14 protein-coding genes are annotated in these 19522 nt (G+C 40.5%); 13 read left to right on the top strand and 1 reads right to left on the bottom strand.

What is annotated here, in order from left to right:
- The first annotated feature begins 11 nt into the window (after positions 1–11).
- The 9 genes from M1L66_RS03200 (at position 12) to M1L66_RS03240 (ending at position 8121) form a co-directional block, all read left to right on the top strand.
- Positions 12–776: a hypothetical protein gene (locus M1L66_RS03200; RefSeq protein WP_434690792.1), complete on the top strand. Its 765-nt coding sequence runs from the start codon at positions 12–14 to the stop codon at positions 774–776.
- 52 nt (positions 777–828) lie between these two features.
- Positions 829–1389, top strand: coding sequence for a YecA family protein (locus M1L66_RS03205; protein WP_434690794.1), 561 nt, complete (start codon positions 829–831; stop codon positions 1387–1389).
- 93 nt (positions 1390–1482) lie between these two features.
- Positions 1483–2067, top strand: a complete 585-nt coding sequence (locus M1L66_RS03210) for an RQC-minor-1 family DNA-binding protein (RefSeq protein WP_434690796.1) — start codon at positions 1483–1485, stop codon at positions 2065–2067.
- A gap of 290 nt (positions 2068–2357) precedes the next feature.
- Positions 2358–3101, top strand: coding sequence for a metallophosphoesterase family protein (locus M1L66_RS03215; RefSeq protein WP_434690799.1), 744 nt, complete (start codon positions 2358–2360; stop codon positions 3099–3101).
- 32 nt (positions 3102–3133) lie between these two features.
- On the top strand, positions 3134–3541 hold the full coding sequence (locus M1L66_RS03220; RefSeq protein ID WP_434690801.1) for a hypothetical protein: 408 nt from the start codon (positions 3134–3136) through the stop codon (positions 3539–3541).
- 129 nt (positions 3542–3670) lie between these two features.
- A complete protein-coding gene (locus M1L66_RS03225) occupies positions 3671–4297 on the top strand; it encodes a class I SAM-dependent methyltransferase (protein ID WP_242353219.1) in 627 nt (208 codons plus the stop codon).
- A 140-nt stretch (positions 4298–4437) separates the two neighbouring features.
- Positions 4438–6732 (top strand): DEAD/DEAH box helicase family protein, encoded by a 2295-nt coding sequence (locus tag M1L66_RS03230; protein ID WP_434690804.1) that lies wholly within the window; start codon positions 4438–4440, stop codon positions 6730–6732.
- Between the two features lie 66 nt (positions 6733–6798).
- Positions 6799–7716 carry an HNH endonuclease gene (locus tag M1L66_RS03235; protein WP_434690807.1) on the top strand — a complete coding sequence of 306 codons (918 nt, stop codon included), beginning with the start codon at positions 6799–6801 and terminating at the stop codon, positions 7714–7716.
- Positions 7717–7731: 15 nt separating this feature from the next.
- Positions 7732–8121 (top strand): (deoxy)nucleoside triphosphate pyrophosphohydrolase, encoded by a 390-nt coding sequence (locus M1L66_RS03240; protein WP_055654464.1) that lies wholly within the window; start codon positions 7732–7734, stop codon positions 8119–8121.
- 245 nt (positions 8122–8366) lie between these two features.
- Here the strand turns inward: M1L66_RS03240 and M1L66_RS03245 are convergent, their stop codons facing one another.
- A complete protein-coding gene (locus M1L66_RS03245; RefSeq protein WP_434690811.1) occupies positions 8367–9608 on the bottom strand; it encodes an IS256 family transposase in 1242 nt (413 codons plus the stop codon).
- A 1076-nt stretch (positions 9609–10684) separates the two neighbouring features.
- Here M1L66_RS03245 and M1L66_RS03250 point away from each other — a divergent pair.
- The 4 genes from M1L66_RS03250 to M1L66_RS03265 are packed head-to-tail and all read left to right on the top strand — an operon-like array spanning position 10685 to position 19510.
- Positions 10685–12235: a TIGR02677 family protein gene (locus M1L66_RS03250; protein ID WP_434690814.1), complete on the top strand. Its 1551-nt coding sequence runs from the start codon at positions 10685–10687 to the stop codon at positions 12233–12235.
- A complete protein-coding gene (locus M1L66_RS03255) occupies positions 12228–13412 on the top strand; it encodes a TIGR02678 family protein (protein ID WP_434690817.1) in 1185 nt (394 codons plus the stop codon). The genes M1L66_RS03250 and M1L66_RS03255 overlap by 8 nt, the downstream gene beginning before the upstream one ends.
- Before the next feature lie 3 nt (positions 13413–13415).
- Positions 13416–17510 (top strand): TIGR02680 family protein, encoded by a 4095-nt coding sequence (locus M1L66_RS03260; protein ID WP_434690820.1) that lies wholly within the window; start codon positions 13416–13418, stop codon positions 17508–17510.
- Positions 17511–17518: 8 nt separating this feature from the next.
- Positions 17519–19510: a DUF2399 domain-containing protein gene (locus M1L66_RS03265; RefSeq protein ID WP_434690822.1), complete on the top strand. Its 1992-nt coding sequence runs from the start codon at positions 17519–17521 to the stop codon at positions 19508–19510.
- Positions 19511–19522 lie beyond the last annotated feature (12 nt).

Raw genomic sequence — 19522 nt, forward strand, 5'->3', positions numbered from 1 at the left:
AGGGAGGAACGATGAGCGAATATTTTTATGACGATTTAGACATGGAATTAGATGGATTATTCGATCTTATAGAAGATCCGTTAATAGATTCATTTTTCATAAAGGGCGAACCGGATCCCCATCTCGGAACGTCCCTTTTGAGGTGCCCAAAGTCTCTTCAGGATACAATAGCAGAAGAGTATAATCTGAAGCTGGGAAATGGAAAGGGACGAAAGAAACAGCTGCAAATGCTGGAAAAAAGAATTATAGAGGAGCTGCCTTGCCGGATTGAGGTGATGAGTATAGATGATGTAAAGATGCTGATGACACTGGCTGAAGGGGAAGAAGATATAGCAGATGCGGCAAATGGATTCAGCCTGTTGGGAAGAGGCTGGGTATTTTACTATATTGACAATGACAAACAGGGTACAATTCCTGTGGTTCCAGTTGAGATTGTGGAAAAGCTTAAGGAGATTTTTAAGGATCGGGAGTTGATCGTCCGCATGGGCTGCTGTGAGGTGTTCCGCCGCTATATCTATACGCTTTTAAGATTATATGGAGTATTTGATAAGAACTGGTTGTTTACGGTAATTGAAAAACACAGTGCAGCGGAGGAGAGCGGGGCTGAGGCAGAAGAAAAAGGATCAGAGGAAAAAGGATCAGAAGAAAAAGGATCAGAGGAAAAAGGATCAGAAGAAAAAGGATCAGAAGAAAAAGAACCGGAAGAAAAAAGCGTCAATAGAGAAAGCATCAGAAGAGAAAAGAGCCGGCATAGCAGAACTGCCGGAGACGGATAAGCTGATAGAACTGCAGAAAGAGCAGCTGCGCAGAATACAGAAAGAATCCGGAGTGTTTGAGACAAATGAAGATTACCTTTACGCTTCAGAATTGGGTGATGACGAGGATTACAAGAAGCGTATTGATTCAGTGAGAAACAAGCTTTATTATGAGCCCACCGAAAAGGATATTATCTTTTATCGGGATAATTATGTTGATAAGCGTTCTAAAGAATATCATCTGTTAAAAGGATATCTGGGTAAGAAAATATACGATACCGAGACACTGGAGAAGCTTCTGGAAGAACTTTCTGTGGAAGTTGTGGAAGAGGTAGGCGGATTATTTGCGGTTCCGGAGATATTGGAAAGATACGACTGCACGTTTTCCTTTGACGGAGATTTAAAAGAGTTTGAACAGATTTTCCGAAATTGGGAAGATCAGGTGCGTAAATGGAATAACCGCGGTTTTACAAATGCAGAGATGAAGGCGCGGGGAGAATGCGGTTCATTGGCAAAGATTGACTGGAATCCTGCCAGTATGACGTTTAAAGAGGAGACTCCTGATCTGGATGGCCCCTGTCCCTGCGGAAGCGGGAAGAAATACAGGCAGTGTTGTGGCAGGGGGAAGAAGTAGAAATAAAATGTAAGATGTAAGTTGTAAGATATAAGTTGTAAGATATAAGCGGTTTGAGGTGCAGTATATTGGCAAAGGAATGCGAGGTTTATTTTGGCCAGAAGACAGAGGATTCGATATGAGTTGAATACCGGAGAGATTACAAAACTTCAGCCGGATGAAATCCGGGTGATATTGAGAGCTGCGGATGAAATGATTGCCACGGCGGGGCGAAGCATGCTGGTTAAGGTATTGAAGGGATCAAAAGACAAAAAAGTGCTGGAGTATAAGTTGGACGAATGCCCCTCATACGGTTACTATCATGATCTGACGATGGAGGAAATCGAAAAACGGGTAGACTATATGATTGTAAAAAGGTATTTGAGGATCGAGTACAGCGACCATCTTCCCATGCTGGTATTTACAGATAAGGGCTGGGAAATTGAATGCGAAACGTATACAAGTGAATGGGTTTGCTGTTTTAAGGAGGTTGTTGAATCGAAGGTGTTGCGTCTGGATATGTTTGAGGAGTTGAAAATAGTCAACCGACAGGTGGTTTTTGCGATGCTGGATAAGATAAAAGAGATCGGAGATAAAAGATATATTCCAGTTTTGAAGACGTGGCAGAAAGGCGAGGTACGCAAGGTGAGACAGAAGATAGAGGGGGTGATTACGGTTTTGGAGAATAGGGAAGAGTGAAGAGAAAACGGTGTCCAAATCCAGAAAATAGCGGAGAAGGACGCTGGTTTTTTTTCTTAGGAGTAATTTGGAGGCTCTTTAAATAAGGAAAGTTTTTTTCTGGATTTTCAGTAAGGGATATGGTATTCTATAAACATAGTGAGGGAACGTATGTTTGCAAGAGCGGTTGTGTCAAAAATAAAGAAGGATTAACGGTTGATTGGCTGGGGATTGTTATTGAAACCGGAATGTAATTAAATTGGAGCAATGAAAAAATAAACTGATACGAAATCGGAAGGGGGGGACTGTATATGATTTTTATAACAGGCGATTGTCACGGAGATTACCGCCGCTTTCGTACGGATATATTTATAGAGCAAAAAGAGATGACAAAGGATGATTTCGTGATTGTTTGTGGTGATTTTGGTCTCTGGGATGAATCCGGGGAACAAAAGTACTGGAGAAAGTGGCTGTCGGGGAAGCCATTTACTACGCTGTGGGTAGATGGAAATCATGAAAATTACGATCTTTTGAATACATATCCGGTGGAACGATGGAAAGGCGGCAAGGTACAATTTATTACGCCGGACATTATACATTTAATGCGCGGACAGATATTTGATATTGACGGAATTCGATTCTTTACATTTGGAGGAGCCAGAAGTCATGACATCTCAGGTGGAATTCTGGAACTGGATGATCCGGATTTTAAACAAAAAAAGAAGGTATTGGACCATGGCTTTGAACCATACCGAATTAACCATTTGTCCTGGTGGGAAGAAGAAATGCCGGAAAAGAGTGAATTGGAAGAGGGGCTTCGCAGTCTGGACCAGTGCGGCTGGAAGGTGGATATCATTGTCAGCCATTGCTGTGCATCTTCCGTTCAAAAGGAAATCTGCGGGGAACGGTGCGAGTGCAATACACTGACGGAATATTTTGAAATGATAATGAACCGGTGTGAGTTTGAAAAATGGATATTTGGCCATTATCATGAGAACAGAAATGTTGGGAACAAATTTGCAGTATTGTATGAGCAGATTGTGAGAATTGTGTGAGACCGGGGGCAGAGTACGTGCAGGCAATATTTTTGAAGAAGAGAGGTGACTGGTGTATTCGTAAGGAGGACTTGGGCGAGGACAATCCGGCGGTTTACTGTAGAAATTATAATGATGAAATGGTACTGGAAAGCAGTACGCTTACTGACTTTTTAAATGCGATGGCGCTGTTTCAGGCAGGAAGCTGGGGAATGACTTATGCAGATGAAAATATTTACTCGATAACGGAAGAACAGGAAGAAAAGATACGGGAGAAATATAAGAAAAGAAAATACGAACTGCATCAGTGGCTCCGGATGAGTTTTTATGGGAATTTTGATGATGAGGTGATCCTGATGACGGAGAATGGTGATTATGATATGACGTTTGGGGCAGAAAATGAGGAGAGATTTCGGAAGATGGTAGAGTTTATGAGGGGACTTGGGCTGGAGGCGTACTAAGGGAATTTGTTTGCTTCTCTGGAACAGAGGCGGTATAATGACAACAAATGGGGCGAAGATGCAGAACTCCATTTGCCAGTTAGAAAAGTATGAAAATTATAATTAGAAATAGAGGCGCGGAAGCTGATTATGGAAACAAATAAGACAAAAGAGAAGGAATATGTGGATATTACGTTGAATTATTATAATGTCAACGCAGAAGCTTTTTGTTCCGGAACTAAAAATGCAGCTTTTACGGAACATCAGAATATTTTTCTCAAATGCCTTCCACCGAAGGCCAGTATATTAGATCTTGGATGCGGCTCTGGACGGGATAGCAGGGTGTTTTTACTTAAGGGATATGATGTGGAAGCGATAGATGGATCGGAAGAATTATGCCGGCTGGCCTCTGAATGCATTGGCAAGGAAGTGAGATGCTGTAAATTTCAGGAGTTGGAGGCAGAAAATTTATATGACGGCATCTGGGCCTGTGCGTCGATGCTGCATTTAAATATAACTGATTTAGAGGCGGTAATGAAACGAATCGATCGGGCGCTGAAACCTGCGGGTATTTTGTATACTTCTTTTAAATATGGAGAGTATGAAGGGTTTCGCAATGGACGGTATTTTAATGATATGACAGAAGAGAAGATAGAATTACTGCTGAAAAGGCTGGATACCTTTAAAATAGAGAAAATGTGGCGGACATCAGATGTACGACCGGGAAGAAGTGAAGAAAAATGGCTGAACTTACTTTTAAGAACAAAGAAGGAGTAACTTCTGATATTGAGTTTCAGGGAAATGCAATAACGGGTGATGGGAATTATTTGTATTCCCGTTTGAAACCGTGTTTTTATAAAGCTAAGAGAATTGATATTATAGTTTCTTTTTTAATGGAATCAGGCGTAAAGCTGCTTGTGAAGGACATAAAAGCCGCTGTGGAACGCGGAGCCAGGGTACGAATTTTGACAGGTAATTACTTAAATATAACCCAGCCGGCCGCTTTATATATGCTGAGAAGAGAACTGGGGGATACTGTATCGGTACGATTTTATAATGTAACGAATAAGTCCTTTCATCCCAAAGCATACATATTCCATTATGAAGATAAGGGTGAAATATATATTGGTTCTTCCAATGTATCATTCAGCGCATTAACAACGGGGATCGAATGGAATTACTGTTTTGACAGTAAAATACATCCGGAGGATTTTAAACATTTTTACAATACGTTTGAAGACCTGTATAAGAATTATGCTTATGAAATAACAGATGATGCGTTAAAGGAGTATTCCCGGAAATGGAAGAAGCCAAATGTGCAGAAGGATCTGGAGGTGTATGATGCAGCAGGCGGCAGGGAAGAGCCGGAGACCATCCAGCCCAGAGGGGCACAGATCGAAGCGCTGTATCATTTGGAGAAAAGCCGTAAAGAAGGCTGGGATAAGGGGATTACGGTAATACCAACGGGCGTGGGGAAGACTATTCTTGCAGCGTTTGATTCAAAAAATTATAAAAGAGTGCTGTTTGTGGCACACAGAGAAGAAATCCTGATTCAGGCGGAAGAGGCGTTTCGGAAAGTAAGGGGCAGCGGGAAGTACGGCTTCTTCTATGGGGATAAGAAGGACGAAGACTGTGAGGTTTTATTTGCAACGGTGCAGACTTTGGGAAAATCTGAGTATTTATGTGATAAATGGTTTCCGAAAGATTATTTTGACTATATTGTTGTAGATGAGTTCCATCACGCAGCGGCAGATACCTACAAGCGGATTATCCGATATTTTACACCCGAATTTCTTTTGGGACTTACTGCAACACCGGATCGCCTGGATGATAAAAATATTTATGAGATATGCGATTTTAACGTGGTTTACGATGTCCGCTTGAAGGCGGCTGTGAATAAAGGCTGGCTGGTGCCGTTTCGTTATTACGGGATTTATGACTGCACGGTTAATTATGATAACATTTCATATGTGCATGGCAAGTACGATGAGGAAGAACTGGAAAAGGAACTGATGATTCCTCAAAGGGGTGATCTGGTTTACCATAATTATTCCAAGTATAATTGTAAGCGTGCCCTTGCATTCTGCTCTACGAAAAAACATGCAGAATATATGGCGGAGTTTTTCCAGAACAGAGGAGTAAAGGCGGCCGCTGTGTACAGTGGAACCGACGGGGAGTATAATCTTGACAGAAGGGAAGCGCTGGAAAAGCTTAGGGATGGCAGGCTGCAGATTATCTTCTCGGTTGACATGTTTAATGAAGGGCTGGATGTAAAAAACATTGATATGGTGCTGTTTTTGCGGCCGACACAGTCGCCTACCGTATTTTTGCAGCAGTTGGGTCGCGGGCTCAGAACTGCGGAAGGAAAAAGCTATTTAACGGTTCTGGACTTTATCGGTAATTATAAAAAAGCAAATTTGCTCCCGTTTTTACTGAGTGGGGAGAAGTATCAGAAACAAATTGCAAGAAGTTATTCACTGACGGATTACGAGATGCCGGATGACTGCATGATTGATCTGGATTTTCAAATTGTTGACTTGTTTAAGAGACAGGCAGAACAGGAAATGTCGATCAAAGACAAGGTAAATGAACAGTTCGAGAAGGTTCGCCAGCTTGTATCCTGTGAATTCCAGCGCCCGGTGCCGACCAGGGTCGATTTATTTACCTATATGGACACTGATGTTCAGGAAGCGCTGAAAAGAAATATGAAATATGCGCCAGTTCCCAATTATCTGAATTTTCTTGCAGAGCGAGATTTGCTTACCGAGGATGAAAAGAAGCTATTTAATGGAAAAGGGGCGGAATTTATTAATATGGTAGAGACAACGAGGATGCAGAAATCGTATAAGATGCCGCTGCTTCTGTCGTTTTGCCGTGATGGGAAGTTTAAGATGGTTGCGGATGAAGATGATATTTATTACAGCTTTCAGGCGTATTATGAGCGGGGCGGTTATAAGGTGGATATGATCAAGGACCAGTCATCGGCCGGGTTTATGACGTGGGGGAAGAAGGAGTGGGTGAAAATGGCGGTTATGAATCCTGTTAAATATATGTTAGATAAACATCCAAATTGTTTTAGGAAAGTTGATAATGGGGTGATTGGACTTGTGGAAGGTATGGAAGAGGCTGTGGGGAATGAGGCGTTTGTAAGACATGTGATGGATGCGGTGGAGTGGAGGTCGGTGAGGTATTTTGCGGGAGAAAAGCGATAAGGATTATAATGGAGTCTTTTATGATCTATAGGAACTAGGTTTAATATGAAGGTTAGGGGAAAAAATATGAAGTTTAATCCTGGATTAGTTATTGGAGAAGTAGTGTCAAATAGAGAGATTTCTAAAGTCTTTGGTTGCGCTATTATGGGAGGGATGCGACCTTCCACAAAGACAGGCACGTTAGTACTGATATCTGATATGACAAAGCCTTTTTATAAAGATGAGTGGAAAAATGGTATACTCCATTATACCGGAATGGGGAAATATGGGGACCAGACGTTAAATGGTAACAATAATATAAAACTGTATGAGTCCGATGTTAATGGTATTGAACTTCACCTTTTTGAGGTATATGAGAAAACAAAATATACTTATAAAGGGATTGTGAAATTAGCTGACAAGCCATATCAAACAAGTCAGCAGGATGAAGAAAAGAATAATAGAAAAGTCTGGGTATTTCCTTTGAAACTGGTGGATAAAAAAGTTGTTTACAAAAAAGATCCTGAAATAGAGAAGGTAAATATCATAAAAGATGAAGAGCTGATCGATTCGTTAAAGAATATCAGACAAATCGATCAATATGATTTTGCATATAGAGGAATGCCTAAGAGTAAGTCTGAGCCTTCTGTTATAAATAAAATCGAAGTGCAGAAACGAAGTAGGAGTACTGCAATGAATGCTTTAAAACATGCAAAGTTCATGTGTGAAATTGATGAGACACATCCTTCCTTTATTCGCAGAAATATGAATATTAATTATGTTGAACCTCATCATTTGGTGCCATTGGAGTACTCTGATCAGTTTGATGTATCTTTAGATGTGGAAGAAAATATAGTATCTTTATGCAGTAATTGCCATAATTTACTTCATTACGGAAAAAATTTTGAACCTTTATTATTGAAATTATATGAAGAAAGAAAAGAACTGTTGAGCCATGTCGGGATAGCTATTAGTTATGAAGAGTTGGTAGAAATGTATTTGTGAGGTAAATGTGATAGTATGAAGATTATTGAAGTAGTAGCAGCCATAATTGTGGAAAAAGATAAAGTATTAGTTACACAACGTGGATATGGTGAATTTAAAGACGGTTGGGAATTTCCTGGGGGTAAAGTTGAGCTCGGTGAAACACTAGAAAGTGCATTAAAACGTGAAATTAAAGAAGAATTAGATATAGAAATAGAGATAGATACATATATTGACACGGTTGAGTATGATTATCCCCAATTTCATCTTACTATGCATTGCTATAAATGTAGAATTTTAGATGGACAGCTAATGTTAAAAGAGCATGAGGCTTCAAAATGGGTTAGTCAAGATGAATTAAATGAGATTGACTGGCTGGCAGCTGATCGGATAGTGGTTGAGAGAATGAGGAAAAGAACAAAGTAGTAGTAGGTCTAATCGGATTTTTATTTATAGTGGATTCTTAATAAGGTGTGTCAAATGGAACTATATAGTAAAGGGGTTTGTCAAGTAAAATGTGTAAATTTTAAATTTTTAAAATACCGGTGGCGTCTCACCGGTATTTTCTTGGTCTTAAGACCTGTTTTGTGACTATTTAAATAGTCCTTCCAATTTTGGGTATCAAAATCAAGCCATCTATATTTCATGGATGGATTTTGGACCCTTACAACTTATGCATTTTCGTATTTTCTGATTCTTGCCTGAATCTTAGGATCTATATCCAGTTGGTTTCTTACCAGTGCCCAGTTTTGCACATGGCCTCCTTCCCATTTTTTGTATAACTCTGTAATTCGTAGATACAGCAGCTTCAGTATTGCATTCTCATTCGGAAAGGCTCCCTGTTTTGTCACCTTTCGAAAGCTTGAATGGATACTTTCCACAGCATTGGTGGTATACATTATTTTTCTGACCGCACTTCCGTAATCATACAATTGCTCTACATGGGCAAAGTTTCTTTCCCATACGTCAATGGCTCCTGGATATGCGCTCCATACTTGCTTTAACTTCTCAAATTCAGCTCGGGCTGCTTTTACACTGGGGGCTCCATAAACTTTTTTCAACTGGCTGGTAAATGCCTTGTAGTCCTTGCTGGGTATGTATTTCACGGAATTACGGATTAGATGTACCATGCAGCGCTGGACCGTCACATCTTTAAAGATTGCCTTTGCTCCGCTCTCTAAACCGCTTACACCATCCATGGAAAGGAAAAATATATCCTCCACTCCACGACTCTTTATTTCATCAAAGATCTGCATCCAGCTGTGCTTGCTTTCTGTCTCATTTAGCCACAATCCCAGGATGTCCTTTTTCCCGTCAATATCATAACCTAACATAGTGTAAACAGCATATTTTTTTGTTTCATAGTCTTTCCTGAGTGTGACATACATACAATCTACGAAAACAAAAGGATAGCACGCTTTCAGTGGACGGTTCTGCCATTCTTGCTGCCGTTCCAGCACGCAGTCAGTGATATCAGATATGGTTTCATGAGATATCTCAAAACCATAGATATCTTCAATGGTAGCCGCGATATCGCGCTGACTCATCCCCTTTGCATACATAGACAATACTTTGTCTTCTATACCGGAAACATTGGTCGAGCGCTTAGGAATTACCTTCGGATCGAAACTTGCCTCCCGGTCGCGTGGAACCGCGATGGGAACATCTCCATATGAAGTTTTTAATGTTTTGGAAGAATAGCCGTTTCTTCGGTTTGTTCCCCCCTTCTCTTCACGGGCATTACTTTCATAACCCAGGTGCTCATTCATTTCCCCCTGCAGCATTGCTTCAAACATGGGGCCAAAGATATCTTTAAGGGCATTCTGCATTTCCCCTACACTCTCTGGTTGATACTGGTCTAAAATCTCCTTAACTAATGCCTCTTTCTTTGGATCTCTTTTTCTTCTTGCCATTGTACTATATCACCTTTCTTTGATTAGTTTATCACATCTTGACAAGAAAACAGAGTGTGAAGTTCATTTTGAACTTACACACTCTATTTTACACTCCCTAGTAAAGGGTTCCATTTGATACACCTTGTTTTATGAATATAAGTTTTGTAATAAGCACTTTACTATATTGGCAGACATAAACCAACTCAACACTGTTGAAATAGCTATAATTTACAATCTGTTCTTTCAACACAATATCTCGATTTTTAGTGGAGGTTAAAAATATAAATTTTTTATTTTCATATCGTATCACAAAAAGCCTATGAGCTTTTTCTTTTTGCAAAATATAGGTCTGGTATGAAATAAACCTACTTTTTGCACCTTTTACCATATAAATATGCTCGGGTATCTGGATAATAAATAGCTAATCGTTTTTTCCAACGATAGTAAGTATCACTGGAAATTTTTAATTTGCGGATTATATCGTTATAGCAAAGATCTGTGTTATAGATCAAATGGCAAAAATAGATGTATTTATTAAAATCAGTGGGAACACCCACCCCTTCCTTGAATGTTACATTACAGTCCTTGCATCTATAACGAGTTTTTGAGGTAGCAATTGATATTAACTTGCTTGGGGGTATACAGGTTGGACAGAATTTTAGTCCGGTTGAATCGGGGAAAGTTTTGCAACATTCGGGACAATATAACGACGACTTCGGCTTTTCGTGGACTGCTGTATTGGCTGAAAGACAAGTTGGACAGGTAGGCAGGGACTTTGATACAGGTTCTTTGTCAATGTATTTAATACAGAGGTTCAGTGCGTTGCTTAAACTTTGTGCTATTGTAAGGAGGGTCTTGCTGCTCAGTGGTAGTGGAGCGGTTGCTATGTGTTTTGACACATTTTCTAGGTGGATTACGTCGGATGATTTTATTTCCATACTATACACCCCTTCATTTTAATATTCACATTATATCGTGAAAATTACCCGAAAATCAATAGGCGGTTTGGCATATATAGAAAAATGTGATATTATGTCAATAAATGACGAACATAATTTTTGTGAAAATATATCAAATATGACAAGAGGATTGGTATGAAGGAAAAACCCACTATAAAGTCACTGGGAAATATTTCTGAATTAAAATATATAAATGCTGATAATGTCACGCGCTATCGGGCGATTATGCGTTATCTTTATTTGCAGTATGAGCGATTGAGTTATTGGCTCAGCCCTGAGCAGATATATTCTGGAGTTATGGAATGGAATATTTTGAAAAATTATACGCTGGAGCAGTGCCAGTTGGATTTGGATCAGTTGGTTTCGTGGAAAAACCTTACTTATCGACATGATGGTACTAGAGCGAGAACCGTTGAGGAGTATCTGCGAAAAAAATATCAGTATCTGATTACTCCCTATTCTATTGAACTTGAGCGCTTCCTTGAACGTCTCGAAGGGGTGAAGGGATATGGGGGCTCACTAGAGCCGACTTTGTTTGACAAGATTGCAGACACTATTTTGGATATTTATGAGCATAAAGGAGATTATGAACCCAAAGCTGCTCTGGAAGTCTGGAATTCATTATATGACTCATTTCAAAAGTTGAATCAAACATCAATGGATTACATTGCCAGCCTGCATACCGGGACAGCCGAAGATTTGATGATGACATCTTCTTTTTTAATGTATAAAGATTCGATCACCTTGTATCTTCAGGATTTTGTTCAGGCATTGCAGCGCAGATCTTATCGAATAGAAGGAAATTTAAAGTTAATTAATCGTGACATGCAAACTCGATTTTTTAAGTGTGTATTGGAAGGCGAATGGTTAATTCCAAAAGTGGAGGAATTTTTTACGAGAGAGGAATACCAACAAAACCTGGAGCGCAGATGGCGTCAATTATGCCGATGGTTCTGCGGAGACGATCATACACAAAGTGAGATGTTCCTTTTGGAGCAAGCTTCAAAAGATGCGATTAAAAAAATCGTAAGGAGTACACTTCGAATACAGGAAAAGCAACGGTCAATTGTGAGCCGACGTCAGGACCTGGATTTTCTGGGAAAATGGTTCTACCATCTGGAGGATGTGAAGGAGGCTCATAAATTAGCAGCCTATGCGTTTGGAATATTTCCGACTCGCCATTTACAGGGGGAGGACAACCGCAGCTCCGATAGTCAGGATATTTCTATGTGGGATGAGGCTGCTATTGAGCGCGTAATTAGGAGCAGAAGTCGAAAACGCGGTGGAAAGGGAAGTGGAGAGAGTGAGACGATTGCCGATAATCATTTAAAGAAGGAAGCGTTGAGACAAGAACTTGTTGCATACCAGAAGCAGGAATTGGCTTTCTTAATTGAGATGACAAAAAAAGGAAGCGTTAAAGTCTCAGAACTCCAATGTATTACAGCAGTTGCAAGGATTCAACTTTTAAATTGGATTGGGAGGTGTATCTCATCGGAGGGACAGGCTTTTTATACGTCCGAGGGGATTAAGGTAACACTTTATATGCCGGAAGAGAAGCATTATGTTACATTAGATTGCGATGACGGAACATTAGGCCTTTTAGATTACTCCTTTGTGTTTGAAATTGAGAATCAAGAAACGTGGCAAAATTTACTGAGAGGGATGACTGGTGATTTGGATGGCTGATGGAATAGAGCAACGCGGCTTTGAAGATCATACCGATATGGAAGAACGGCGCAAAATCTGTATGAATGCGTTATTGAACCGTCCTTGGATAGAACGTGATAAGGATCCGCAGCTCTATCACTGGGCTAGGGAGCAGTATCTGGAAATACGGAATTGGTTTGCCAACTATCCGGGATATTCCGTTATTATGAATAGAAAGCTGATCAAACTGGAAAAAGTTCCGGTTGAGGCGAAGAGTTGGATGGGGTTTGAAGGGTTCAAGGAACCCATCGATTATGCGCTTTTTACCTATGGTCTATGGTACCTGGAAGATAAATCAGCTGGGGATCAATTCATATTGACTACTATGGTCAAGGAAATAAAGGAATTTATGAATGAGCAGGGCCTAAATGTCGATTGGAAGAATTATTTCCATCGGTTATCCATGGCCAGGGCTCTAAAAAAACTGAAAAGTTTGAATGTTTTGCGTAGCATTGACGGTCAGGAGTCCGATTGGGCGTCTGATGCAGAAAATCATGATGTGCTGTATGAATGCGCCCCTTGCGCCAGCTATGTTTTGAGGACATTTCGTAGAGAACTGCCATCTTATCAGTCTATGGAGGAATTGAGCGATTTGCCTGAGGAAGAGGATAAAAAGAAACGACAGCTAATGTACCGGAGGTATTTGCTCGAACCATTCGTGGGGCTGGATTTATGGGAACAAGACTTATTTTATTTTCATGGACAAAAAAATCATTTAATCGGACAGCTCGATAAGATGTTTGGTTGGGGTGGAACCAAATATAAAGAAGGTCTCCTGTTTTTCTATCCGGAATTGGTGAGTGATATGGAGCTTTTCCCCACACTATCGGCTATATCAGATCTTGTCCTGCTATTTTGTGGAAAGATCAGAACCATGTATGAGTTGGGTGAAGTGAAAACAGAGTCGGTGTCATCGGGTAAAATTCGACTGACCAGAGGTAGTATTGAACAGATTCTGCTTGAATTACAGTATGAAAATGGATATCGCTGGACGAAAGAATACCGGAGTATGAAATCGTCACAGTTGGCAGAGGCAGTGTGCGAACATATGGAACAGTGGGAATTCGGTAGTTGGCAGGATGACATGTTCTTTTTGTTGAATCCGGTTGGAGGAAGGTATTACACTCAATATGGAGAAGTGGAGATCGAGGAGTAGAATATGAAACGATGGCGGATGAATCGTATGGGGATTCTGAATTTCTGGCTTTATGATGAAGAGGTTTTTGAACTGGAACAGGGTAGATTGCTGTTCAGAGGAGCAAATGGGTCGGGAAAATCTGTTACAATGCAAAGCTTTATCCCGCTGGTTCTGGATGGAGACAAGCGCCCGGAGCGCCTGGATTCGTTTGGTTCAAGGGATCGCCGCATGGAATATTATCTTTTGGGCGACAGCGAGACTGGCCATATGGATCGAACTGGCTATCTCTGGATTGAATTTTATCACGAAGATAAACAGAGCTATAAAACCATCGGAATTGCCCTGCGCGCCAGAAGAGGGGCGGCGCAAATGGTTTTTTGGGGATTTTTGCTGGAAGATGGACGACGGATCAATCAAGATCTCCATTTATATGATTATCCGAATTGGCTGGAAACAAAGAAAAAGGTGCCACTCACAAGAAAAGCCTTGACGGAGGTCATAGGGGCTGGGGGAATTGTAGTTCAGGAACAAACAACTTATCGTGAACTTGTGAAAAAACACATATTTGGGTTTAAAGACAACAATGATTCTTACAAAGATTTATTAAAGCTTCTTCTGGAGATCAGGAGCCCAAAGCTTTCAAAAGAGTTTCGCCCATCATCAATTTACAGTATTCTGACAAATTCGCTTCCAGCGTTGACGGAAGACGAGTTGGGTGACCTTTCGGATGTCCTGGAAGATATGGATCAAATTTCAGAACGGCTGGAAGAACTGCAAATTCAGATACAGGAACTTGAAGGCCTGGAGAAGCAGTACGATAATTACAATAAAGTTTTGCTGTATCATGTGTCCTTGGATTTGAAGGTGTTAAATCACAGTTTTAATGAACGCAAGAAAGAATTGGATGATTGCAAAAAAAATTTAGACAATACGATTGCTTGTGGTATCGCGCTTAAGACTCAGATATTGAAAGCAGAACTTGAAATTGAGAAAATACAGTCGGAATTAGATTATCTCCAGCAAAGCGAGGGATTGGAAAAACCTATAGAACTGGAACGTTTACATACGGATTATAAGAAATTGAATGAACGATATGTGGCAGTCAAAAAGCGGATGGCCGATAATGAAAGGCGGGTAGAGGCATGGCAAAACGAAATAGCGGAAAAGAAAGTACTAAGGGATGAGTTATTCCAGAATCAAGACAGTTTGCTGGAAGAATTAGAGAGCTATGCGAGAGTTATGGAGTTTTATGAACATGATATATACCATCGGCAGTGGCAGCAGGTGGGCGATGATTACGCACGCTGTGCGGACAATTGGAATCAGGACTTGCTGGCACATCAAGTAAAGTTAAAGGCTGCAGTTTTGATTGGCGAAAGAGAACGGGAAGCTAGTTTGGATATGGCAAAGGAAAAGGAGCGATGGGGGGAATTCTATAAAAAGAAAAGCCTAGCGGAAGAAGAATATTTGTCTGCGGAAGAGAAATTTAGTGCTGGAAAAATGCAGCTGAAGGAGTGTATCATTGGCTGGCGTCAGGGCCTTTCGCAATTAGAAGTCAGTAATGAGAATGTAGGTTATATTCTAACAGCGCTATCTGAACTGGGCAAGGATAACCGCAATTATGAAACTGTAAGATCGTCGGTGTACAATTTGTTTCTAGATCAATATCAGCAGTTGACAAACAAGGTACTTGTTTTAGAACAACAGTTTAGAGAATTTGAAGAAAAAAGGGAGCTTTTGCAAGCAGAACTAGATTCGTGGAGAAGCCATAAAGAGCCAGAGCCGTTGCGGTCACTTTCGAGAAACAAGTGCCGTGGTGAGAGGGCGGAGCGGATGGGCGCACCTCTTTATACGGTCTGTGATTTTTCCGCTGAATTGATGGAAGCAGAGAAGGCACAGCTTGAGACTACTCTGGAGCAGGCGGGTATACTGGATGCCTGGATTTTGCCAGGAGGGCGAATGGGCTATTTTGCTCATGAAAAAGATGAGGAAATTTGGATTGAACCCTGTGAAAATCCTGGAGTGGTGACCCTAAGTGATGTGTTGGCACCGTGTCCTTCTGATGAAAGTGGTTTGACAAAAGAAGATATTGCCTTAGTATTGTCCAGTTTTACCTGGAGTGGTGAAATGGATTATATGCAGGACTCTATGACATCGGCGGCATTCAATCAGATCGGGAGAGAGGGATTCCGGCTGGGAGCTTTGGCTGGACGGAATTCTACCAAAGAGCAGGCGGAATATATCGGAAGTGAGAATCGACAAAAGGCAAAAAGACGGATGATTGACCAACTGGAACAACAGGTTTTGGAACTGGAAAATAAACAGGATGCTATTCAGGAAAAAATATACCAGGAGCACGAAAAGCAGGATATTCTAACAGCGGAAAAAGAAAGTTTCCCAGATGATGGGGAAATTCAATTATGTCTGGATCATTTGACAAGTAAGTGGCATCTTTTCCAGGCGGCGATTAAACAGGAAAAGGAAGCAGAGATTATATACCATAAAAAAGAGGCAGACTGGAAGGAACGAAAAGTTGAATTGACCGAGATAACATCTGCCTGGACAAGGCTTAAAACTTTAAGTACGCTTTCGGAGGCGATGAATTGTGCGAATGATTACAAGACCAGTCTGTCACAGATGAAGACCGAGTATGTGCATTACAGGAGTCTGCAGAATGATTGTGAGAACTATCAGGGGTATATCGATGAGGCGAATGAGCAAATTAGCGATAATCAACTGGAGTTGAGCGGAGTACGAAAATCACAAGTGCTGCTGGAAAGCCAGATAAGCCAGCTTGAAGAGTTGATAGAGGCTAAAGGGCTAAGAGATATATTTGATAAAATTGATAAATGCAAACAAACAAAAAATGATTTAGCAAAAGAGGTCTCAAAACTGCATGAGGAATTGAGGGAAAATGACAAATCGCAAGGTTCCTTAGGTGCTCAACTGGACGCGAGACAAGAACATTTGGCAGAGATAACTGAGAATCTGGAGGCTGCTATTGTACAGTGGCAGACAGAAATGAATCTGGGACTGGGATTTGTAGAAAATATGGATACCTATAATCTGACTGAGCGTCGGGACATTATGCGTTTGGCGGAGCAGCTTGTGACGGAATATAAAGTAGTCTGGGGGAACATGGTAAAGGAGACGGTGATAAGCGACCTGATTACAGAATTCAACAAGGCTAATGTGAATCTGCGTGAGTATGCGCTGGAGCGGGAATCCTTGGAGAATGGACGGGCCATTATCCGTTCCAATCGAGATCGAATGAATCCTATGACTCCCAGAGAATTGTTAAAGGAACTGCGGGAAAAGGAAGCGGAACAAAAGCTTCTTCTGACAGAACAGGATAAAAAACTGTATTCAGAGATTATTATTGGTAGTGTGGGTAAATCAATTCAGTTAAAAATACATCAGGCGTTTGATTGGATTGATAAAATGGATGGGCTGATGAAACAGCGAAACACCTCCAGCGGTCTGAGATTATCTTTAAAATGGGTTCCGTTGCCATCACGAAGTGAATCAGAATTGGATACAGAAACTCTTGTCAAACTGCTTTTAAGTGATACAGAACGACTGGATGACAGCGAGATTAACCAAATGATTGAACATTTCAGAAAGCGGATTCTATTAGCAAAGGAGTCGGCAAAAGAGGAACAGGGTTCTCTGCGAAAATATATCAATGAAATGCTAGACTATCGGACCTGGTTTACCTTCCGATTAGATTTTCGCAAGGGAGATCAGTCGAATTACAGGGAACTGACCAACAGTAGATTTAATGTGCTGAGTGGTGGAGAGAAAGCAATGGCAATGTATATACCGTTGTTTGCGGCAGCAAATTCTCGATATAGTAAGGCTGAGGATGATGCCCCGAAGATTTTGGCGTTGGATGAGGCATTTGCCGGTGTGGATGATTCTAATATGCGTGATATGTTTGATCTTTTGACAGATATGGATTTTGACTACATAATGACATCACAGGTTCTGTGGGGATGTTACGATACCGTGCCAAGTCTGGCAATTTATGAAATCCATCGGCCTAAAGACATTGATATAATAACGTTACTCCACTATCGGTGGAATGGTAAACAAAAATTATATGTGGAGAATTAGCAGCAGATATGGAGCACAAGAGGAAGATAACGGCAGAGGAGTATTACAGCGATCCAAATTTAAAACGTATGCTGAACGCGGTTTTTAACAAGTATAGAAGTTATGGCAGTGGCAGAGGAAAAATTAAACTTGTCATCTCCAGTCAGGCCGAGGCTCAACGATTACAGACGTTTTTTGGACCGAGGATCAGGGGCCTGCTGGGGGGAGGCGATCACCTGTGCATGGAGATGAACGTGATAGAGGAGGAACTTGGGAAACGTTTTATGTTAACCGTCCCATCCTTATACGAAATACTGTATCACGAACCATTGTTGACCAAAAAGGAAAGTTTAGTAAAGGCAGATACAGAGTGGGAAACCTTGTTTACCAATGTGGTTGAGAAGCTTCAAAATGAAGAGAATATCAATATCGTGGACAAAGCGTTCTGTGAGTTGACGTATGATTGGTTATATCGTCTCTGGAAAAAGGAACCTGGTTCGGGATATCGGATTTTACAGGCGGGGATGAAAGACTATAATGCTGCACTCACCTCTCTTAAAATCTGTTTGGAAGCTCTTTGGTATCTGCTGATGGATTTGGAACGCCTGGAGCAGGAGAATGTGAAAAAGTCTGATAAAATATATATATCCATGTTAGCAACTTTTGTCGCGGGTAAACACTCATTAGATGAGAAAAAAACGTTGGCAGGCCGGCTTTTTTTTCGAGCTTTGGAAAATGTTTACTCCCAAAGATATCGTGAAAATGGAGCGTCAGACCCTCTGGAACATGTTCCGGCTTTTATGCGAAAGCGGATGATGTATCGTTTGTATCATTTAAGTGATGATACAACCAGTTCACTTTTTCACAGATTTACTTTAGATATTTATGAATCTATGAAGAAAGAGACAGTTAATCTCGGCAATGTTGAGGATATGGGAGACTTTGAGATTAAGTCTAACCTTTTTTTGATTGAAAATCCATCGGTTTTTCATTATTTAGTTGACTGCCTGATAGAATATGTGAAGGCTAACAATATTCCAAAGCAGCTAATAAGAGACAGATTTCCGATTATTATATGTACTTCAGGCTGTTTCCGAGCTGCGGTGCTGGAGTATGTTCGGATATGCATCGAAAGAAACTCAAAATGCCGAGTCTATTTTTCTGGTGATTTTGACCGAGCGGGAATTGAGATGATGGAAAAGTTAAAAGAATATTTTCCTAAAAATGTATCTCCGTTTCAAATGAATGCAAAAACATATCTTGCAGGATTGAATGGAAAATGTAGGGAGCTTTCAGAAAAGGATAGAGAGATATTGGCTGGGAAAAACAGCGAATTAGCAAGGTTAATAGCGTTACATGGAAAAAAGGTATATCAGGAAAGCATTGCTTATGACCTATGGGAAGTCCTTTTGAGAGAAATTCAATGTGTTGAGACAGTTATGTATCAAACATATGAGGAAGGGAAGCGCACGATGGAAAAACGCAAAGTAGAGATGTTTTTATCATATTGTTGGCAAGATGATAAAATAGCTGCGGATATTTTTGCCTATTTGAACAATGTCACGAATATTCATATTCATAGGGATACAATAGATATTAAGAAATGGGATAGTATTAGAGATTATATGAATAATATAGAAAATATGGACTATATTATTTTGCTTATTTCAGACGCCTACTTGAGGTCAAGAAATTGTATGTACGAAGTTTTAGAGGTTATGCGAGATCGCAAATATAAGAATAAAATATTTCCCGTAGTGGTTTCAAAAGAAATCTATAACCCAACTGTAGTTGCAAATTATGTGAAATATTGGCAGGATCAACAGCAGCAGCTGGAGGATACTCTGAGCAGTCTGAGGATTCAGAATTTGGGTAATTTGAATCAGGATTTGAAAATTATTCAAGATATAGCAGCAAATACCGCCGATTTTTTGTATTTGGTGAGCGATATGAACAATCCCGAAATTGCTGAAATAAATGTTGAAATTACTAAAAAATTAGAGGAGTGGGGAGTAATTTAACTTATTGAGCTT

The organism is Hungatella sp. SB206 (assembly GCF_051132295.1).
Classification (GTDB): Bacteria; Bacillota; Clostridia; order Lachnospirales; family Lachnospiraceae; genus Hungatella; species Hungatella effluvii.

Excerpts from the sequence above, each read along its gene's own strand:
- M1L66_RS03265 (WP_434690822.1), top strand. The coding sequence starts at position 17,519 with ATGGAGCACAAGAGGAAGATAACGGCAGAGGAGTATTACAGCGATCCA.
- M1L66_RS03250 (WP_434690814.1), top strand. The coding sequence starts at position 10,685 with ATGAAGGAAAAACCCACTATAAAGTCACTGGGAAATATTTCTGAATTA.
- M1L66_RS03235 (WP_434690807.1), top strand. The coding sequence starts at position 6,799 with ATGAAGTTTAATCCTGGATTAGTTATTGGAGAAGTAGTGTCAAATAGA.
- M1L66_RS03260 (WP_434690820.1), top strand. The coding sequence starts at position 13,416 with ATGAAACGATGGCGGATGAATCGTATGGGGATTCTGAATTTCTGGCTT.
- M1L66_RS03240 (WP_055654464.1), top strand. The coding sequence starts at position 7,732 with ATGAAGATTATTGAAGTAGTAGCAGCCATAATTGTGGAAAAAGATAAA.
- M1L66_RS03225 (WP_242353219.1), top strand. The coding sequence starts at position 3,671 with ATGGAAACAAATAAGACAAAAGAGAAGGAATATGTGGATATTACGTTG.
- M1L66_RS03245 (WP_434690811.1), bottom strand. The coding sequence starts at position 9,608 with ATGGCAAGAAGAAAAAGAGATCCAAAGAAAGAGGCATTAGTTAAGGAG.
- M1L66_RS03255 (WP_434690817.1), top strand. The coding sequence starts at position 12,228 with ATGGCTGATGGAATAGAGCAACGCGGCTTTGAAGATCATACCGATATG.
- M1L66_RS03200 (WP_434690792.1), top strand. The coding sequence starts at position 12 with ATGAGCGAATATTTTTATGACGATTTAGACATGGAATTAGATGGATTA.
- M1L66_RS03215 (WP_434690799.1), top strand. The coding sequence starts at position 2,358 with ATGATTTTTATAACAGGCGATTGTCACGGAGATTACCGCCGCTTTCGT.